This is a genomic window from Bacillus sp. 2B09 (assembly GCF_003946835.1).
In the GTDB taxonomy this organism is placed as follows: Bacteria; Bacillota; Bacilli; order Bacillales; family Bacillaceae; genus Bacillus; species Bacillus altitudinis.
Genome location: NZ_RPSG01000003.1, coordinates 80882 through 101157, shown reverse-complemented (window position 1 = coordinate 101157; position 20276 = coordinate 80882). Strand labels below are relative to the sequence as shown.

Here is a 20276-nt window from a genome sequence, read left to right as displayed (position 1 = left end):
TACTATGTGAGCTTCAGAAAAACAAACAGTCCATGAAAAAACGCACACCGGACATTTGTCGGTGTGCGCTTCTCATGATGCTGCTTAATCTTCTAAACGATCCTTTTCTAAAAGTGATGCACCAGCAATACCCGGTTTCGTCATTTCAAAAGGATTTAAGATGACATCAAGCTCTTCCTCTGATAACACATCATTTTGCAGACAAAGCTCACGTACAGATACGCCTGTAAGAATCGCTTCTCTCGCAATTCGTGCAGCAGCTTCATAACCAATATGCGGATTGACCGCCGTCATGACACCAGCACTCTTTTCTACATATTCTTTTAATCTAGATTCATCTGCTTTTAGGTCACGCAAGCAGTTATCGACAAAGGATTCAAATACATTTTTCATCATGCTGAGAGACTGTAGTAAGTTGAATATTAAAACTGGCTCCATGACGTTCAGTTCAAGCTGACCAGCCTCTGATGCAAGGCAGATCGTGTGGTCATTTCCAATGACTTGGAATGCCACTTGGTTCATGACCTCAGGCATCACTGGGTTGACTTTCCCTGGCATGATAGATGAACCTGGCTGTCTCGGCGGCAAGTGCAGCTCACCAAAGCCTGCTCTAGGACCTGAAGCCATCAAACGAATATCGTTTGCCATTTTGGACATATTCATCATACATACTTTCAGTGCAGCTGATACTTCTGTATAAGCATCTGTATTTTGCGTAGCATCGACCAAATCTTCTGCTCCAACTAACGGCAATCCGCTAATGTCAGCTAGATAACCAACTACCTGGCGAATATATTTAGGATCAGCATTCAGTCCTGTTCCAACTGCTGTTGCGCCCATATTGACTTCATATAAATGCTGTCTAGACTGCTTGATTCGTTTAATATCACGAGCAAGAACCTTTGCATATGCACTAAACTCTTGACCAAGTCTGATTGGAACAGCGTCCTGAAGATGCGTACGTCCCATTTTGATGACATGATCGAATTCTTGCGCTTTTTCTGTCATGACTTGATGCATGTTTTCCATCGTATAAAGTAGTTTTTCAATCATATTCAATGTTGAAATATGAATCGCTGTTGGGAAAACGTCGTTTGTTGACTGCGACATGTTCACATGCGTGTTTGGACTTAGCTCAGTGTAAGCGCCTTTTTCCTTTCCTAGTAGTTCAAGCGCTCTGTTTGCAATGACTTCATTGGCATTCATATTCATTGAAGTGCCAGCCCCGCCTTGAATTGGATCGACAATAAATTGATTGTTCCATTTTCCTTCAATAACCTCATCTGCGGCTTGAACAATTTTTTCTCCAAGACCAGCATATAGTCGCTTTGTATCCATATTTGCAAGTGCGGCTGCTTTTTTGACAATCCCTAATGCTTTGATGAGTTCCTCATGAACATGGTAGCCAGTAATTGGAAAGTTCTCTACTGCACGTAATGTTTGAATTCCATAATACGCTTGAGTTTCTACTTCCTTTTCACCTAGAAAGTCTCGTTCGATACGAACTTGCTTGTCCTGTAGCTTCGTCATTTGAAAAGATCTCCTTTTACGCTGCTTTTGTTTGTTGTTTTAATTCCTCAATATACTTCTTCGATTTCTCTTGATCAAACACTTTTTCCCACTTAGACATGACAATGGCTGCAAGTGAGTTACCAAATACGTTAACAGTTGTACGAACCATGTCAAGGATACGGTCGATCCCAACGATGAAGGCAAGTCCTTCAAGTGGAAGTCCCATTGCTCCAAGTGTTGTGATGACAACAACGATCGATGCACCTGGTACACCAGCCATTCCTTTTGATGTGAGCATTAAGATTAATAGTAACGTAATTTGCTCATAGATGGAAAGAGGCATGCCGTACATTTGTGCAACAAATATGGCGGCAATGGATTGATAGATGGCACTTCCATCTAAGTTAAAGGTATAGCCTGTTGGGATAACGAACGACGTGATCGCTTTCGGGCAGCCGAACTTCTCCATTTTATCCATTAGTCTAGGCAGTACAGCTTCTGAACTTGCTGTTGAGAATGCAAGAATGATTTCTTCTTTTAACACTCTAAATAGTGTAAAGACGCTTGTTCCAGCTAATTTTGCGATAATGCCAAGTACGACAATCACGAAGAATGCCATTGTGCCGTAAACGACAAGTACCAGTTTACCTAGCGGGAGAAGCGCTCCGACCCCGAATTTGATCACCGTCACACTGATGAGCGCGAATACACCAAATGGTGCAAACTTCATCACTTTATTGGTCACCCAGAACATCGCTTCGAGGATGCCCTCAAAAAATCCTAACACTGGTTTTCCTTTGTCTCCAACTGCTGCAATTCCTAATCCGAATAACACTGTAAAGAAGATTGTTGGTAATAGATCACCTTCTGCAATGGATTGGAACACGTTTGTTGGCACAAGATGCACAATCGTTTCAGAGAAACTAGCTTTTTCGGCAGAAGACTTAGATGTCTCTTCATATTTAGAGATATCGCCTTTCTCCATGTTGCTCATATCAATTCCTGTACCAGGATGGAAAACGTTTGCCGCAAGCAGTCCAACTGCTAATGCAATCGTTGTCACAATTTCGAAGTAAAGAATCGTTTTCCCACCGAGTCTTCCGATGGTTTTCATATCGCCTACACCTGCAACGGCTACAATCAATGCAGCAATAACAATTGGAAGAACGATCATTTTAATTAAGTGGATGAATATATCGCCAATCGGCGTTAACACATTAATAACGGTTTCATTTTGATAAAATAGTGCTCCTACGACAACACCCAAAACAAGTGCGATGAGTATTTGAGAAGCTAACCCTAACTTTTTCATACGTGGACCCCCTTTTTTTGATAACGCTTTCTTTGTTACCTAATCGCATCTTAACGATGAACCTACAAAAAACGACAAAAAGGAACAAAAAGAAGTGAATTTTTTATGAAAAATCTTTTAAAAGGTGGGTTTTTCCACAAAATTGTTAAAAAAAGACTTCGCTTTTGGCGAAGTCTCAGGTTGTTGAGAAAGAGCTAAAATGAACTTTATGTTAGCTCTTTGTGATAGAAATCCATTGAAGTCTAGAAAGGGCGAGTACCGAAGCGCAGGACTGACACCGAATGCGAGGACTTCGCTTCTGATGAAGTCTCATGTTGCATATGATCAGCTGGCGGCTCTTGAAGAGGAGAAAGTTCGACATAAACCGCATAGCCTATCAGTACAATGGCTACATAAATCACAGCACTCAACGTCCACACCCATTTGACATTCAGCTTCATTTTGCCACACCCTCTCTGACAGGTTTCAATCGCTGTAATCTTAGTGCGTTCAGCACAACCGATACAGAACTAAAGGCCATTGCCGCTCCTGCAAGCCATGGTGCCAGGAACCCAAATGCGGCGACTGGTATGCCAATACAATTGTAAGCAAGTGCCCAAAATAGATTCTGTTTAATGTTTCTCATCGTTTTTCTGCTAAATTCAAGTGCATCTGCAATGGCATGGAGATCTCCTGTCATGAGCGTAATATCTGCCGCTTCCATGGCAACATCTGTACCTGTTCCGACAGCCATCCCGATATTTGCTGTTGCAAGGGCAGGGGCATCATTGATGCCGTCTCCAACCATCGCCACTTTTTTTCCTTGTTTCTGAAGCGCTACAATATGAGCCGCTTTTTCCTCTGGAAGAACTTCAGCAATGACATGATCTATGCCTGCCTCACTCGCAATCGCTTCTGCTGTGCGTTTGTTATCTCCTGTCATCATCACGACGTGAATCCCTTGCTCTTTGAGACGAGCGACCGCTTGAGAAGAAGACGATTTGATTGTATCAGCAACGGCAACAATACCTGCTGGCTCGCGGTCAATGGCAATGAGCATCGCCGTTTTTCCTTGTTCTTCAAGCTCAGTCACAACTGCTTCTAGTGCTTCGCAGCTGATATGATGTTTCTTTAGGAGCTTCCGTGTGCCAATCAAAAGCTCATGTCCTGCAGCTCTTGCTTCAATTCCATGACCAGGATCTGCTTGAAAAGCTTCTACCTCTACCGCTTGGAGACCCCGGTTCTTCATGCCTTCTGTAATCGCTCTGGCAAGTGGATGCTCTGACTGCTGTTCTGCCGATCCTGCTAACTGAAGCAGCGTATCTTCTGTCCAATTGGCAGACGCGATCACATCTGTAAGACTCGGCTCCCCTTTTGTCACAGTCCCTGTTTTATCTAGCACTACTGTATCTAGTGATTGGGTTACCTCTAAGTGTTCTCCGCCTTTAAACAAAATCCCTGATTCAGCTGCCCGGCCGCTGCCTGCCATAATAGAGGTCGGTGTAGCAAGACCAAGCGCACAAGGACATGCGATGACGATGACCGCTATAAAGGTCTCAAGGGCTGCTGTCACATTTCCTGGATCAACAAAGATATACCAAATCAGAAAAGTGAGCACAGCCAATCCTACAACAATGGGGACAAATATCCCTGAAATTTGATCTGCCATTCTTTGAATTGGTGCTTTTGAGCCTTGCGCTTGTTCGACGACTCGAATGATTTGTGAAAGAGCCGTTTCTTTTCCTACTTTTGTTGCTTTCACTTTCACAAATCCATTTTTATTGATGGTTGCCCCGATGACTGTATCTCCTGTGGTTTTATCAACTGGCAGACTTTCACCTGTAATCATGGATTCGTCGATCGCTGTTGTTCCTTCGATGATTTCTCCGTCTACCGGGACTTTTTCACCCGGCTTGACGAACACAAGATCATTCACTTTCACTTCAGAAATAGGAACGGTCATTTCTTTCCCATCTCGTTCTATCACAGCTTCTTTCGCTTGTAAACCCATCAGTTTTTGAATCGCTTCTGATGATCTTCCTTTCGCTCTTGCTTCCATTAATTTTCCGAGCACAATTAGCGTAATGAGCACAGCACTCGTTTCATAATAGAGGGCCGCCTCATGTGTGCCTTGAACCGCTGACTGAATACTTTCATATAAACTATAGAAAAAAGCAGCTGATGTCCCTAATGCCACAAGGACATCCATATTGGCACTTTTATTTTTCAACGCTTTATAAGCACCTACATAAAAAGGCCAGCCGACAATGAACTGGACGGGCGCTGCTAATGCGAGCTGAACCCATGGATTCATAAACGCTTCTGGCAGCCAAATAAACGATGTGAAAGAAAAATGACTGACCATTGCCCAAAGAAGAGGCAATGACAAAATCATCGAGAACAAAAAGCGTGCCGTTTGTTTCTCAATCGCTACTTGGCGATGGTCTTTTTTTCCTTCCTCTGCATGCTCTTCGGCTGGTTCGATTAATGAATACCCAATGGATTTCACAGCCTCTTTTATGTCACTTGGAGATATTTGCCCAGGATGATACGTCACCTGAAGTGATTCAAGCGCAAAGTTCACTGATCCTTTATCAATACCGTCCATCCGGTTGACTTTTTTCTCAATTCGGTTTGCACAAGCCGCACATGTCATTCCCTCTATATCAAATTCGGCTTGCTCCATCACCACATCATAGCCAAGAGATTGAATTTTTTGTTTTAGATCCTCTGCTGTGAGTTGTTCTGTTTCATACACAATGTGGGATGTTTCAAGCGCTAAGTTCACACTGGCGTCGTCCACACCTTCCAACCTGTTCAAGCCCTTTTCAATGCGGCCTGCACAGGCGGCGCAAGTCATTCCCGTAATTTGAAAATCAATTTCTTTTTTCATTTATCTCACCTCTCCACATACTCCATGGGGGTATTGTTATTTTTAAAAAAATACGTGCTGTCTTATGCAGCACGTATGCTCATTTTATACGACATCATATCCCTGTTCTTCAATGACATCAGAGATCTGGTGTAACGTGATTTGATCTGAGTGAAAGGAAACCTCCACCTGACCCTTATCTAAATGGACTTTCACAGATTCAACACCTGCTAATTCTCCTACATTTCCTTCGACTGCTTTCACACAATGTCCGCAAGACATGCCTTGCACTTGTAGTGTTGCTTGTTCCACTTCTCATCGCCTCCATCAATCATTTTCTATTTTTACTATACCCTAGTAGGGTATCATTGTAAACATAAATGATCCGCTTTTTGCTACGATTTTGTCAGCTTCGTGAAGACATTCATTAACTCCTCAATCGCTTCATCCCCATTACCGCTCTTAATGGCATCCGCTACGCAGTGGTGTGTATGCTTTTCCATTAATTGAAGACTCACTTTTTTTAAAGCTGCATTGACAGCAGAAATTTGATTCACGACATCTATGCAGTAACGATCGTTTTCAATCATTTGCTGAATCCCTCGCACTTGACCTTCCACTCGTTTTAAGCGATTGATTAATTGCTCTTTTTCCTTCTCAGCTCTAGGCGAAGCGATATGTCTTTCTTCTTGTTCTGTCATCTGATCACCTTTTTTCTATCATACTTGTCTTACATTCAATTAAAGCATATCTTCACCTGAAAAGGCAAAGATATGCTGTGATCACCGTTTGTTTATCCTAGTTTGTCAACTGTTCAATATCTTGCAAAAGGTTGACAGATTGCTGAAGCTGCTTCATGAGGCCTTGCTGATCCTCTAAAATAGCTGCAGCATCGAAGTTGTCCATTTTCAATTGCTGTAAATAGGTTTGAATCTCCTCTGACAGCACTTTATTTTTCTCTATGATTTGTGCATGCAGGTCTTCTGCTATTGATGGGGCTGTGAGTTCATTAAATTCTTGAATGTCTGCTTTCAATGATTCCAGCTGCTGCGTCAAATCTGCTCTTTTGGCAACATCTTGTACAGCTTCTTCCGCAAGCTGTGGAAAATCCTCTGTGAATTGCTGAATATCTGTCACATACTCATTTGCCTCTGTGACATATGTCGTTGTATCGTTTACTTGGTCTAGCAGTCCAGAACATCCACTTAACAAAAACGTACCGGTAAATAGAAACGCCATCACATATTGTTTCAAGATCCATCATCCTTTCATCTGCTATGTTGAAACCCCTCATTTGTCCAGCTCCCAACCACACAGATGCAAAAAGACCTTAAAAAAAGCCAGACCTTTGCCTCAAGTGTGATAGGCAAAGGTCTGGCTAACATGTTCATGCCGGAATGGCCGAGAAACAACGGATGTTTCTGTAATGACGACCAAACCGTAAAAGCTACTCCCCTTTAGGAAACCGTTCAAATGTTATGTTTATCATATCTAAATGAAGGACAACAGTCAATGAGAAGCAGGCGGAAGATCCTGCTTTTGGTACAGCATATAGTCCGAACCAGTTGATGCATAAATCCGATTACGTCCCTGGCGTTTTGACATATACAAGGCTTGATCTGCCTCAAATAGAAGCGTTTCTAATATAGAGGGATCATTCGCTGTATGGGCGACGCCAAAACTTGCTGTCACTCTTACTTTTTTCTCATCTGTCTGAAAGAAACTCACTTCAAATGAATGTCTCATTTGTTCCGCAATATGACATGCCTCTTCAAATGAATGATGCGGCAGACAAATGGCGAACTCTTCTCCGCCATATCGCCCAAATAAATCATCCATCTTCAAATGTTGCTGACAAATGGACACAACATGACGCAATGCCTCGTCTCCAATGTGATGTCCGTGCGTATCATTGATTTGTTTAAAGAAATCAATATCAAATAGCAATATCGCAGTATCCTGCGCATCCTCTTCCAATAACATCTGCGTTCGTTCAATAAAGGAAGACCGATTGAAGATATTCGTCAAACCATCAATATATGCTCGGCGCTCCAGCTCTTCCTGCAATAGTCGCTGCTCAGTAACATCGCTGATCACAATTTGCCTGCCTTCGACTTCGCCTCTTCTATTAAAAAGAGAAGAAGCAGTGAGATGATAATAGAAGGGCTGCTCTTTTTCCCACATTAAATCATACTGTGAATGATCCTGCGGAGAACGCAGCCACTGGATAAACGCCGGCTCTTTGATGATCCCTGAGAATATATCATCGATTTTATAGCCGATTCCCTTTTTAGCGAGCACAGGAATGATCAATGCAGCCGCAGGGTTATAATCAATCAGTGTTCGGTATCGATCCAATAGAAGAACACCTTCTGACATATGTTCAAACACACGCTCCATCGCAATGGGAGAGAGCTTAAAGAGATGAAAAGACATAATCGCCCATAAGTAGAGTGCGTTGGTTAAAAACATCACCACTGGTACTGGGTCAATGTGAAAAGGCGTGACACCTAATAAATAGATAAAAGAAGTCGTGATCGGTAATAATATCCCAACGAGCAAGATCAGAACCTGTTTCAAATAATCTTTCTTCACACGTAAAAACCAAAGCAGCATAAAAATAGCGAGCATGGAACAACCAAATGTATAGACCCCATGAATGATATACCAATAACCAATGGTAAAATCAGCTAATAAAAAGCCGTCTACTGTATTCATCGTTATGCTTCGGTAAAAGAGTGAATGAAAAGAGTTGGTGAACACCAGAATGGTGGTTAAAATTGGAATCAACAAGAAGAGAAGCACGCGGCGCTTTGTTACATATTGATGGAAACCAGTAAACTGCAGCACAATCATCAGACTGAACGGTGCAATAAACGGAAGACCTATGTATTGAAAACTAACCCAGAATGTAATTTCTTGAGGGGTGCGCGCCAATAATTCAAATGTATGTCCAAAAATATAAATCGCAGTTGCTCCAGACATATACATAAACAATTGACAGCCAATATACCGATGGCGATTTGCATGAGCAATGATTGATAATATTACGGACAGAATGCCAGAAACACTCATGATCACAATAAAATGTAAAACAATCGAATCCATGTAAACGCCCCAATTTCAGTTATTTAGAACTAGTCTAATCTTACTATATATGAGGACGTCTCAAATGGGAAGATGTGATTTTGAATTGGTTGGCGGTTTTTAAGATCTTTATGACATTTGTTTATTCTTTTTTCACGACACACTCCACAAGAGTCATAAGACATCTTTTTGACTAATTAAAAATTCGCCGAAAATTAACTCCCAGCTCAATATAAAACCTACTTTTTTCCCCTTTTTTATAATAATTACCACATCATATTTTTTTTACAGTACAATGATGACAGCATTAAACGGGAGGGAAAAACTTAATGAAGAACAACAATTGTAGTAAAATTTCTAAATTTTTTATAGTCTTGTTAACTATTATAATATCCACAACGTTCTTTTCTAATGTAAGCTCTGCGGAAGTGAAAAAATCAGATGATAACAACTCTGAAAAAAATCAACCTGTTAATTCTGAACAAAAAGACGTTAAAAAGACAAAAGTCAGTATGAAAGACATAAAAAAGATAGAATCATATCTATATTTATCTAAAAAAGGAACTCTTATTTTAAAGTCAGATTATACTGATTTGAATCTAGATCATTCAATAATTAATGAAGTAAAGGCGTGGCTTAAGTATAGTAACCAATTAGTACTTGAAAAGAAAGCTGTTATTCAACCTGATTTTAGTATTAAAATCCTAGATGAATCTAGCACTAATTCACTTGATCATAAGGTATCAACATTATCTAAAGGATGTGGGAAGAACGGTCACAATGTTTATTGGTGGGGATACAACTTATACTTTGATTGCAATGAAACCAGATCTTTATATCAGTCTTTCAAAGCTGGAGGGGGCGCTACTAGTGGAATCGCAGCCATTTCTAGATTTATACCCGTTCCTCCTACTCAACTAGCTAGTGCTATTGCCGGAGTAATAGGAGGAGGGCTTGTAGGCTTTGGTCAAATGATTCAAGATGAACATGAAGGACATGGCGTAAGAATAAGATTTACTGGATTAGGTTATGCGGCAGTTCCATCTGGTGTATTTCCACAATAACTAAGGAGGTAAAATAATGACCTTCATCATTATCATGGCAGGTTTATTTATGCTCATTCTTTTAGATAAACCGTTTCAAAAAAGGAAGTCTGGTTTATTATTCTTAGTATGTTATTTATTACTCATTTCATTGTATATCATTAATACTACGTTCATGAAATTTGTATCAAATAAACTTTTACTTATTATAGCTATTTTTGTAGTTAGCCCTTTGTTTATCCGATTCCTGAAACCTTCACAAAAAACTGAACAGTAACTACTATAAAAGAAAAAGATGACGGTCCGTCATCTTTTTCTTTTAGGACTTATACTGTGATATTTCGATAGAATTATCATCGATTCACTTCTCCATATACCTCATTCAACATGTCTTCCATAATATAAGACTTAAATTCATCGTTTTCTAAAATTTTCATAAAGAATTCCTGATTGCTACTCATTCTGTCGATAACAAAATTCATAAATGTTTTTTCGAAAGCAAATTTGAAGTTTTCTTTTGTATTGTTTTTCGCTTTCTGACGAAGATCATCATCATTCAACATGTCCTCTTTCACTTGTTCACGAGAAAGAAAATCTGTTTCTGTAAATGTTGTACCAAAGCGCTCATTTAACTTTTCTAACACGCTTGATAAGCGCACCTTCTCATCTTCAGCTACACCACCAGCACCATGCTTCTGTGGATCAAGTTCAATGCCACCCGTTTTTTCCAACTCGATGCTTCCTTCGAATACCTTTTGATTTCGATAGTATTCAAGTGCGATATCATCAGCTAAATAAACGTCCTTATCACCAGTTGTACGAGGTAGTTTGCGCAACAAGTATGTTAAATAAATATATTGCTTGTGTAAGCTTAGATCAATAAATGTTACAACTTGTAGCACAAAACTATACGTACGAATAAATTTTGTTGCGGCTTGTTTAAAATCAACCTGTTCTTCTTCTGAAAGCTTTTTATATCGCTCTACACCTTTGTCAAGAATTGCATTTAACTCTGTTTGCGCCCTAGTTGACTTTTTCACACCGTCTTTTACTTCAAGTTCATTAACCCTTTGCACCTCATCTTCTTTAAATACTTGATGAGGCTCGATGTCAGCCTGCATATCATAAAGGATATTTGGGTCCGTAATTTCAGATAGGCTTGTTGATTCGTAATATGGTTGGAACGAAGCTTTCATAACCTCTGGTTCATTTACAAAATCGAGTACGAATGTGTCCTCTTTACCTGGGCAAGTACGATTTAAACGAGATAGGGTTTGCACCGCTTTAATACCACTTAATGGCTTATCTACATACATCGTATGCAACAGTGGTTCATCAAATCCCGTTTGATATTTCTCAGCTACAAGCAATACCTTAAATTCATCTGAATTGAATTTATCAGGTAGCTCTTTTTCAGAGAAACTGTTCATGTCCGGCTCCGTGTAATCTATTCCACCGTCTTTTACAGTACCTGAGAAGGCCACAACTGTTTTTAAATCGTTATATCCCTTTTCATGGATATACTTATCAAAAGCAATTTTATAACGTACTGCATGTAAACGGCTTGCTGTCACGACCATTGCCTTGGCACGTCCACCAATTTTCCGCTGTACAAAATTCCGATAATGTTCAATGATAATTTCTGTTTTTTGTTCAATGCTGTGCGGATGCAATGAAACGTATTGAGCAAGCTTTTTGGTGGCTTGCTTCTTCGATACCTCCGGATCATCATCGACAGTCTTGGCAATTTTCCAGAACGTTTTATATGTCGTGTAGTTTTCAAGTACATCTAAAATAAACCCTTCTTCAATTGCTTGGCGCATTGTGTATTGATGAAAGGCCTCTGGCTTACCATCAATACCAACCGTACCAAACTTTTCTAACGTCTTGGGCTTGGGCGTCGCTGTAAATGCAAAAAACGATACGTTATCCTGTTTTCCACTTTTCAAAATGGATTCCACAATTTTCTCGTCTACATCAACTAAGTTTTCTTCGGCAATCCGGTCTTCTTCATATGCTGCTTCTAACGTCTTATCTGATAGAACATTTGTTAACGCAGTAGATGCTTTACCACCTTGAGATGAGTGCGCTTCGTCGATAATAACTGCATATTTTTTTCGCTCTAAACCCGCTACTTTTTCCAAAATAAACGGGAACTTTTGGAGCGTTGTAATAATAATACGTGTTTCACTATTAATAGCACGTGCTAATTGCTCTGAGTTTTTATCGACTGGTTCGACCATTCCTGCTTTATGTTCTAACTGATACACTGCGTCTTGCAATTGCTTATCTAACACTCGGCGATCGGTAATCACAATCACACTACTAAAGATCGATTCATTTTTCTCGTTATGTAGCTTAGCTAAACGGTGTGCAAGCCATGAGATCGAGTTCGTCTTACCAGATCCCGCAGAGTGCTGAATTAAATAATTATGACCGACAAGTTTTTGTGCAACATCTGCTTCTAACTTACGTACAACATCAAGCTGATGGAAACGAGGAAAAATGAGCATTTGACGCTCACCTATTGTTTCACCGTTTGAATCTTTAATGTCGTCTTTCTTAATAAAGATGAAGCGATATATAATATCGAGCAAGCTATCAGGTGCTAAAATGTCATCCCATAAATAATGCGTTCGATAGTTGTCACCGTAAGTTAACGGATTGCCTTTCCCACCATTATTGCCTTTGTTAAATGGGAGGAAGTACGTTTTGCTCTTATCAAGCTTTGTTGTCATAAACACTTCATCTGGGTCAACGGCAAAGTAGACAGCAACACGCTCATTAAATTTAAACAGTTGCTCACGTGGATTACGGTCTGTCTTTAACTGCTTCATCGCATGTTCAACGGTTTGATTTGTTAATGGATTTTTTAGCTCCATCACAACAAGGGGCAAACCGTTTAAAAATAGCACCATATCTAAGCTATTGTTATGCTTATCACTGTAATACACTTGGCGAGCAACGTTAAAGCGGTTTTTCCCATACTGCTCATTTAATGTTTTATTCATATCCGTAGGTGGCTTATTATACGCAAGTTGTAATGTCACGCCACGATCTTTAATACCTTTACGTAGACATTCGACCAAACCTTGACGATGTAGCTGGTCTTTAATACGTTTTAAAACTTCTTCTTTATAAGAAGGACCATACGATTTCTCTAGCGTACGCATACGTTTTTCCTGCGTATCCTCCAAAAAAGCAAATAGCTCTTCTACGTCGATAGCATGCTGCTTAAAAGCAGCACTCCCTTCTCCTTCTAACACACGCTTTTTATAGCCATTCGCAATTAATGCTATTTCAATATTCGTTTCAAAACCTTTTTCTGAAGTATCCACAGCCATCAAAACTCACCTCACTTCAAGGAGTTCCATTTCACTTACATCGATTTTGCCGGTTACCGCTTCGTAGATAAGGGACTGGCGGTATTCTTTTAATTTTTCGATTTGGATCTTTACTTTTTCGAGCAAGGAATCATTTTCCTTTAGTTTATCTACAAGATATTTAGCAATCTGTTGTTGCTCAATAATAGGCACAATTAAAATAGGAGTATTTCTCAAAGTCTCTAAGGATAGATTTTTAATCGTAGTGCCAGCAAAAGATTTAGTAAAATAATTTTCTACATGTATACTTTTCAACCAATAGTAAACATATAAAGTTTCAATATTATTTTTCAAATTAATAAATCCCGCACTCTTACTTAACATGATTTTTTCATTATTATAAATAGATACGTTGCCTATGGTACCATTCAAGGAAACCAAAATTGTATTTCCACCTATTTTCTGACCATGTGATATAAATTCAGCCTTATTAATTTTATTGGTTTTTTCATTAAATCGAATAGATATATCACCAAGATTATTCCCATTAATAAAATGGTACTCGCCTTGATCATCATATACAGGTGTTCCGTGTAAACCGTCTCCAATTCTTACAGCATGATATTTTAACTTACTTATCTCCCAATGCTCAGGAATCTCACCAATCCACTCAATACCTGAATCTTTCATTTTCACATTCGGATTTAAACCTTTTGTAACAGCTTCTGTGATGATTGATTGGCGTTGTTTTTCCAAAAGTGTCATCATGTTTTCCTTATTTTTAATAACTTCATCTACTAGTTTAATTTTACGATTTAAAAACAAACTTATTTTTTTTTGCTCTAATCGTGTAGGTAAAGGATAAGAAAAATTTTCAAATGTTTCTTGATATAAATGTTTAATTGTTGAACCTGTTTCAAAGAATTTAATATATTTATCGAAGACTTGAGAATTAAGCATCCAGTACATAAAATCAACTTCATATTTACCTGATCTCGTTACAAAAATGCCACTATTTAAAATAGCTTTATCTGGCATATCTCTAACAATAGCTGTTTTACCAATGGTTCCATCTTTAGTAATTAATAAATCATCTTCTTTAAGTTGAATAGGTGGGGCTTCATGATATCTCTCCTTTGAAATATGATGACAACTCCCCCAATCAATTCCTTTTCCAATAAAATTCGTTCCTGTAACTAAATAAGGTCCTTCATCGGTAAATTCATCAGATTTTAAACCTTGCCAACCAATTCTACCTTTAACATACGTTGTATACTTGATTTTTTCTACAGACCAGTTTGCTGGTACTATTCCTATCCATTCTACTCCTGAATCTTTTAACTCTCTGCTCATCCCATCACCTTCTTCAACTGCTCAGCAAGCTCCGCTTCTAACGCACGAATCTCTTCCATAATTTCAGCTGAGCTGCGTAGTGCTGTGTATTTATAGAACTGGCGAGTGAATGGAATTTCGTAGCCGACCTTTGTTTTTGATTCATCAATCCATGCATCTGGTACATGTGGTAATACTTCACGTGCAAAGTAGTCATGAATGTTTTCTTTTAACGGTACATTTTCAGTATCACGTAAATCTGTATCTGGTTCGATATCTGTTTTGTTTTTCATGCATACATCGGCTGTTTCATCTTTTTCTGATAGACCAGCTAAAATTGCTTTTAATACAGGTGCCCCAATAGTAATACCCGCTTGCTTCAATGCACCTTTTAGTACAATCGTGAACTCCTCACGATTTTTATATACTGTATCGCTTTCTAACGTGCGTAAGACATATAAAATTTGCGTTTGTAGCTTCTTACCTTCTTCAATTTCAAAGTGACCTGCATCGCCTTTTTTCTTCGATATTGCTAAGTTCTCAAAGCCTTTTTGCTCTACTACACGTGCCAAACGCTCCTCATTTACTTGGAAGTTTAAACGTAATGGACGTTCTACTGTAATTTTCGAATAACCAAAGTCTTCATTCTCAAAAATTTTCACGTACTCATTTGGCTGTGCATCACCGTATAAACGAACAATCTCATTCATTTGCTCTTCCGTAATTTCGTTACGCTTGCTACCCATCGACTTTTTCATCTTTTTCGAGAAGTCTATTGCATTGACTAACCGCACTTTCCCTTTATGAAGAGGTGCTTTATTGTTTGTTAAAATCCAAATATACGTTGCAATGCCTGTATTGTAGAAGAGATCATTTGGCAATGCGACAATACCTTCTACTAAGTCGTTTTCAAGCACATACTTTCGAATTTCACTTTCACCAGAACCTGCATCACCTGTAAATAACGGCGAGCCATTCATAATAATGGCTAATCGAGAGCCTTGAGGATTTTCTGCTGTGACTGGCTTCATTTTTGAGATTAAGTGCATGAGAAATAATAGTTGGCCGTCACTTGTACGAGGCGTACCAGGTCCGAAACGACCATCAAAACCTTGTTTCTCATGTTCGTTTTTAATTGCTTTCTCATATGATTTCCAGTCTACTCCGTAAGGTGGATTTGAAATTAAGTAATCGAATGTATCATTTGGGAATTGATCGTTTGATAACGTGTTTCCTAAACGAATGTTACGTGCATCTTCACCTTTAATAAGTAAGTCTGCCTTACAAATTGCATAAGATTCAGGGTTAATCTCTTGGCCGAAAAATTCTAAATGTGCTGTTGGATTTTGATTAAGTAAATATTCTTGGGCAACTGAACCCATACCACCTGTACCAGCTGCACAGTCATACAATGTTTGTGTTAAACCTGGCTTCGTTAAAATGCTCGCATCATCATGTAAAAATAATAAATGTGTCATTAAACGAATAACTTCACGTGGCGTGTAATGATCTCCTGCTTCTGCATACTCATTAAAACGACGAATTAGTTCCTCAAATACATAGCCCATCTCAATATTTGAAACTGTTTCTGGATGTAAATCAATTTCACTAAAGCGTTTAATCGTTAAATATAATAAGTCATTTTGATCAAGTTTATCGATTTGGCGATCGAAGTCGAAGTGATCCATAATATCACGAGCCACTTTTGAGAAACCATTGATATAATCACGTAAGTTATCTGCAATGTTATCAGAGTCTGTTAATAACTTGTTGAAGTCATATTTACTTGTGTTGTGGAAGTTCTGCTTGGACACACGATTTAAAATCTGATCACGTGCTTCATCCGTCATATTCGGATACTGCTCTGCCTTCTCTAACACTTCTTCTTTTGTACTTTCTAATACGCAGTCAAAGCGGCGTAATACAGCTAATGGCAAAATAATTTCACCGTAATCTTCTGGCTTATATGGCCCACGTAAAATCTCTGCAATTGACCAAATGAAGCTTACTTTATCTTGGAAGTTGATCATGTTATGTACCTCATTCTAAATTTATTTTCCCGACAATAACCTTGTAAATATAATGCAATATTACATTCAATTATAAATGTTCCAACAACAAAACGTAACTGCAAAAAATAGAAACTTTAACCAAAGACATTGGAATTGGTAACTCTTCAGGCCAACCTGATATAAAGAACACTTATTATTTGATTGCTCTCTACATTGTAAGTTTTATAAATCACCGACAATAGAAAAAAGCCAAAACCCTTAATATGAAAGGACTTTGACCTCATTGATTTCCTTTGAAATCATATGTATGGAGACGGTGGGAGTCGAACCCACGTCCAGAGACATCGATTACTTAAGCGTCTACGAGCGTAGTCAACATATTTAGGTGTTCACTCATCCTCATGCCTGCTGACGGGCGCTTGGAGAGCTAGTCTGATGGATCTCTTCTTACGTCCTCAGACGAAAACGTAAGCGTAGCCTACTTCATTGGGCTCCTCACAGACACATAGGCGATGTCAGGAAGAGCTCGCTGCGCTTATTAGGCAGCTAGTGCTAAGTTTTGGTTAAAACTTTTAGTTTTGCCAGTTACATTTAGGTGCGTGTTAACGAGATCGCCTCTCGGCTCGCAGCCTAAGCTCGAACCATCCCTGTCGAATCCGTAACGTCCCCTTGTAAAAGGGATATACGGGATGGAAACGTTCTTTAGCTTAACTGCTTCCGTATATGACTATTATAACAATCTCATCGCTCGAAACAACTGGTGGTTTCTGTAAAAAGACGACAATGATTGTTTACTGCATAACATATTGTAGCATAATGCTTCCGCTCTCAGCAAGCCATCTGCATGCGTCTAGAATTGCTTTTGCCGGTCACGGAAAGCTCGCTCGATTTCACGTTTCGCATCTTTTTTCTTCAGATCTTCACGTTTATCATATTTCTTCTTCCCTTTACCGACTCCAATTAGCACTTTGGCAAAGCCATTTTTCAAATAGAGTTTAATGGGAACAAGTGAGTAGCCCTCTTCCTTTGTCGCACCAATCAATTTGCTGATTTGTTTGCGGTGGAGCAGCAGCTTTCTCGTTCTGAGCGGATCATGGTTATAACGGTTCCCCTGCTCGTATGGGCTCACGTGCATGTTGTGAAGAAACACTTCTCCCCGTTCGATTTTGGCAAAGGAATCTTTTAAATTCACTTTTCCTGCTCGAATGGATTTGATTTCAGTTCCTTGTAATACAAGGCCGGCTTCATATGTTTCTTCTATAAAATAATCATGGTTGGCTTTTTTGTTTTGGGAAACAACCTTTCCCTCTCCCTTTGGCATTGGCGTACACCCTCCTTTTGACACAGACACGGTCCAAATCGTACGGATTATTTTATCAAACAATCCAGCTTTCGACAATGCTGCTGCCACGTGGTCAAAAAGCAAATAGAGCGTGATGCCCTATTTGCTTTTTGTCACGTTACTTTTTCTTTTTGCGCTTTTGTTTCGGTGCGTTATCAAATACGCGTTTTTTCTTTTTCTTCTTTTTACGACCTGTAAACCAGTCGCCGCCTTTATCCTCTTTGCCTTTTTCCGCAGAGGCCTTTTGACCTCCGCGTCCTTTTTTGGCTGGTGGATCTGTCCGTTTTTTGAACTTGAAGTCTTTTGGTGATTTACGGCGAGTGCCTTTCATCCCGACGATTTCAAAATCAATGGAATGCTCATCTTTATTCACACTCACCACTTTGACAGTAATTTCGTCACCGATACGGTAGACATTCCCTGTACGTTCACCAATCATGGCAAAGTGCTGTTCATCAAAACGATAGTAGTCGTCAGTCATGTAGCTCACATGGACAAGACCTTCTATCGTATTCGGCAGTTCAACGAATAGTCCGAAATTCGTGACAGAACTAATCATTCCATCAAACTCTTCACCGATTTTATCAAGCATAAACTCTGCCTTTTTCAGGTCATCTGTTTCGCGCTCAGCATCAACAGAGCGGCGCTCCATTGTAGATGCATGATCTGCGATTTCTGGCAGCAGTTGGCCCCACTTTTCAAGGGTCGCTTCGTCTGTCTTTTTCTCTATTAAATAGGTTCTGATCAGCCTATGCACGATTAAGTCAGGGTAACGGCGGATTGGCGATGTGAAGTGTGTATAAAATTCGGTAGATAATCCAAAATGTCCAATGCTTTCTGGATCATACTTCGCCTGTTTCATTGAGCGAAGCATCACAGTTTGAATCACAACTTCTTCTGGTTGATCACGGACGGCATCAAGTACACTTTGAAGTGCGCGCGGGTGAATGTTCGTTGACGTCCCTTTGACGATGTAACCAAACGTCGTCACGAACTCTAAAAAGCGCTGAAGCTTCTCAGGATTTGGTTCTTCGTGAATTCGGTAAATGAACGGAACATTCATCCAGTGGAAATGCTCGGCAACTGTTTCGTTTGCCACCAGCATGAATTCTTCAATTAGTTTTTCGGCAACAGAACGTTCACGAATGACTACGTCTTTTGCTGCGCCTTCATCATCTACAAGCACTTTTGCTTCCTTGAAATCAAAGTCGACTGCTCCGCGCTCCATTCGCTTGTCACGCAGAATTTCTGCAAGCTTCTCCATCTCTTGGAACATTGGTACTAACGGCTCGTATTTGTCTAAAAGCTCTTCATCTTGGTCAACTAAAATCTTATTCACATCGGAATAGGTCATTCTTTCCGTCGTTTTGATCACACTTTGGAAAATTTCGTGTTTGACGACTTTCCCACTTCGATCAATGATCATTTCACAAGAGAGTGTAAGACGATCTACCTTCGGATTCAATGAGCAAATGCCATTTGACAGGCGATGAGGAATCATTGGAATGACGCGGTCGACAAGATACACACTCGTTCCGCGCTCATAGGCTTCCTGATCAATCGGCGAATTCTCTGTAACGTAATGAGAAACGTCTGCAATGTGCACGCCGAGCTTATATTTGCCATCATCGAGCTTTTGCACAGTTACGGCATCATCTAAGTCCTTTGCATCTGCACCGTCAATCGTCACGATCGTTTCATTGCGCAGATCACGTCTACCTTCAAGATCCTTTTCATCGATCGTTTCAGGTGTGTCTGCTGCCTGCTGGAGCGCTTCTTCCGGAAACTCACCTGGTAGACCGTGTTTATGAATAATCGACAAAATATCGATGCCAGGGTCATTTTTGTGACCAAGGATTTCCGTCACTTCACCCTCTGCGCTCATTCTACCTTCTGGATAACTTGTCAGCGTGACAACGACTTTATGACCTTCAACCGCTCCGTTTTTAGCGGATTTTGGAATAAAGATATCGTTTGTGATTTTTTTATCATCAGGGATGACAAAACCAAAGCTTTTCGTTTCTGTATAGGTACCGACAACCGTCTGAGTATTACGCTCTAGTATACGGATGACCGTTCCTTCTTTTTTGGTGCCATTTGATTTGTGGCTGACACGAACCATGACGGTGTCGCCATTCATTGCTGTGCCTAGCTCATTTGGCGGAATGAAAATATCATCCTGTCCAAACTCTTCTGGTGTCACAAATGCAAATCCTTTTGCATGAGCAGACAGCTTCCCTTTTACCAAGTTCATTTTTTCCGGTACACCATAGCGGTCGCTGCGGGTACGGACGATAAGTCCCTGATCCTCTAATATCACAAGTGCTTTGACGAGCTCTTTATAATCATCTGGATTGGTAATTTCCATCATGACTTCTAATTCCTGCACCGTTAATGGTTTGTACGCCTCTTCTTGCATAAACGCAAGTAATTCATCCATAAATTCTTCTTTTTGCACACTC

14 protein-coding genes and 1 other RNA gene are annotated in these 20276 nt (G+C 39.8%); 1 reads left to right on the top strand and 14 read right to left on the bottom strand.

Annotated elements, in window-relative coordinates; all coding sequences use genetic code 11:
- Nucleotides 1-84: 84 nt before the first annotated feature.
- The 8 genes from aspA to EBQ12_RS07990 all read right to left on the bottom strand — a co-directional run bounded on the left by aspA (nt 85) and on the right by EBQ12_RS07990 (nt 8783).
- Nucleotides 85-1530, bottom strand: a complete 1446-nt coding sequence (gene aspA, locus EBQ12_RS08025) for an aspartate ammonia-lyase (RefSeq protein WP_024719821.1) — start codon at nt 1528-1530, stop codon at nt 85-87.
- 16 nt (nt 1531-1546) lie between these two features.
- On the bottom strand, nt 1547-2824 hold the full coding sequence (locus tag EBQ12_RS08020; protein WP_007500222.1) for a cation:dicarboxylate symporter family transporter: 1278 nt from the start codon (nt 2822-2824) through the stop codon (nt 1547-1549).
- A gap of 242 nt (nt 2825-3066) precedes the next feature.
- The gene (locus tag EBQ12_RS08015) at nt 3067-3264 is read right to left on the bottom strand and encodes a hypothetical protein (protein WP_024719822.1); all 198 of its coding nucleotides are present in this window, start codon (nt 3262-3264) and stop codon (nt 3067-3069) included.
- Nucleotides 3261-5696 (bottom strand): heavy metal translocating P-type ATPase, encoded by a 2436-nt coding sequence (locus EBQ12_RS08010; RefSeq protein ID WP_125589643.1) that lies wholly within the window; start codon nt 5694-5696, stop codon nt 3261-3263. The genes EBQ12_RS08015 and EBQ12_RS08010 overlap by 4 nt, the downstream gene beginning before the upstream one ends.
- Before the next feature lie 84 nt (nt 5697-5780).
- On the bottom strand, nt 5781-5987 hold the full coding sequence (gene copZ, locus EBQ12_RS08005) for a copper chaperone CopZ (RefSeq protein WP_008347645.1): 207 nt from the start codon (nt 5985-5987) through the stop codon (nt 5781-5783).
- An 83-nt stretch (nt 5988-6070) separates the two neighbouring features.
- Nucleotides 6071-6376, bottom strand: coding sequence for a metal-sensing transcriptional repressor (locus EBQ12_RS08000; RefSeq protein ID WP_008347647.1), 306 nt, complete (start codon nt 6374-6376; stop codon nt 6071-6073).
- Nucleotides 6377-6473: 97 nt separating this feature from the next.
- On the bottom strand, nt 6474-6929 hold the full coding sequence (locus tag EBQ12_RS07995) for a DUF6376 family protein (RefSeq protein WP_017368061.1): 456 nt from the start codon (nt 6927-6929) through the stop codon (nt 6474-6476).
- A 255-nt stretch (nt 6930-7184) separates the two neighbouring features.
- On the bottom strand, nt 7185-8783 hold the full coding sequence (locus tag EBQ12_RS07990) for a histidine kinase N-terminal 7TM domain-containing diguanylate cyclase (protein WP_125589641.1): 1599 nt from the start codon (nt 8781-8783) through the stop codon (nt 7185-7187).
- 308 nt (nt 8784-9091) lie between these two features.
- Here EBQ12_RS07990 and EBQ12_RS07985 point away from each other — a divergent pair, with 308 nt between their 5' ends.
- A complete protein-coding gene (locus EBQ12_RS07985) occupies nt 9092-9826 on the top strand; it encodes a hypothetical protein (RefSeq protein ID WP_241215625.1) in 735 nt (244 codons plus the stop codon).
- Nucleotides 9827-10158: 332 nt separating this feature from the next.
- Here the strand turns inward: EBQ12_RS07985 and EBQ12_RS07975 are convergent, their stop codons facing one another.
- The 6 genes from EBQ12_RS07975 to rnr all read right to left on the bottom strand — a co-directional run bounded on the left by EBQ12_RS07975 (nt 10159) and on the right by rnr (nt 20272).
- Nucleotides 10159-13149 carry a type I restriction endonuclease subunit R gene (locus tag EBQ12_RS07975; protein WP_096881862.1) on the bottom strand — a complete coding sequence of 997 codons (2991 nt, stop codon included), beginning with the start codon at nt 13147-13149 and terminating at the stop codon, nt 10159-10161.
- 6 nt (nt 13150-13155) lie between these two features.
- Nucleotides 13156-14481 (bottom strand): restriction endonuclease subunit S, encoded by a 1326-nt coding sequence (locus EBQ12_RS07970; protein WP_096881863.1) that lies wholly within the window; start codon nt 14479-14481, stop codon nt 13156-13158.
- Entirely contained in the window at nt 14478-16490 is a 2013-nt protein-coding gene (locus EBQ12_RS07965) for a type I restriction-modification system subunit M (protein WP_096881864.1), read from the bottom strand. The genes EBQ12_RS07970 and EBQ12_RS07965 overlap by 4 nt, the downstream gene beginning before the upstream one ends.
- Nucleotides 16491-16777: 287 nt before the next feature.
- Nucleotides 16778-17141: a transfer-messenger RNA gene (gene ssrA / locus EBQ12_RS07960) on the bottom strand.
- A 181-nt stretch (nt 17142-17322) separates the two neighbouring features.
- Nucleotides 17323-17793, bottom strand: coding sequence for an SsrA-binding protein SmpB (gene smpB / locus EBQ12_RS07955; RefSeq protein ID WP_008347658.1), 471 nt, complete (start codon nt 17791-17793; stop codon nt 17323-17325).
- Nucleotides 17794-17932: 139 nt separating this feature from the next.
- A complete protein-coding gene (rnr, locus tag EBQ12_RS07950) occupies nt 17933-20272 on the bottom strand; it encodes a ribonuclease R (protein ID WP_125589640.1) in 2340 nt (779 codons plus the stop codon).
- Nucleotides 20273-20276 lie beyond the last annotated feature (4 nt).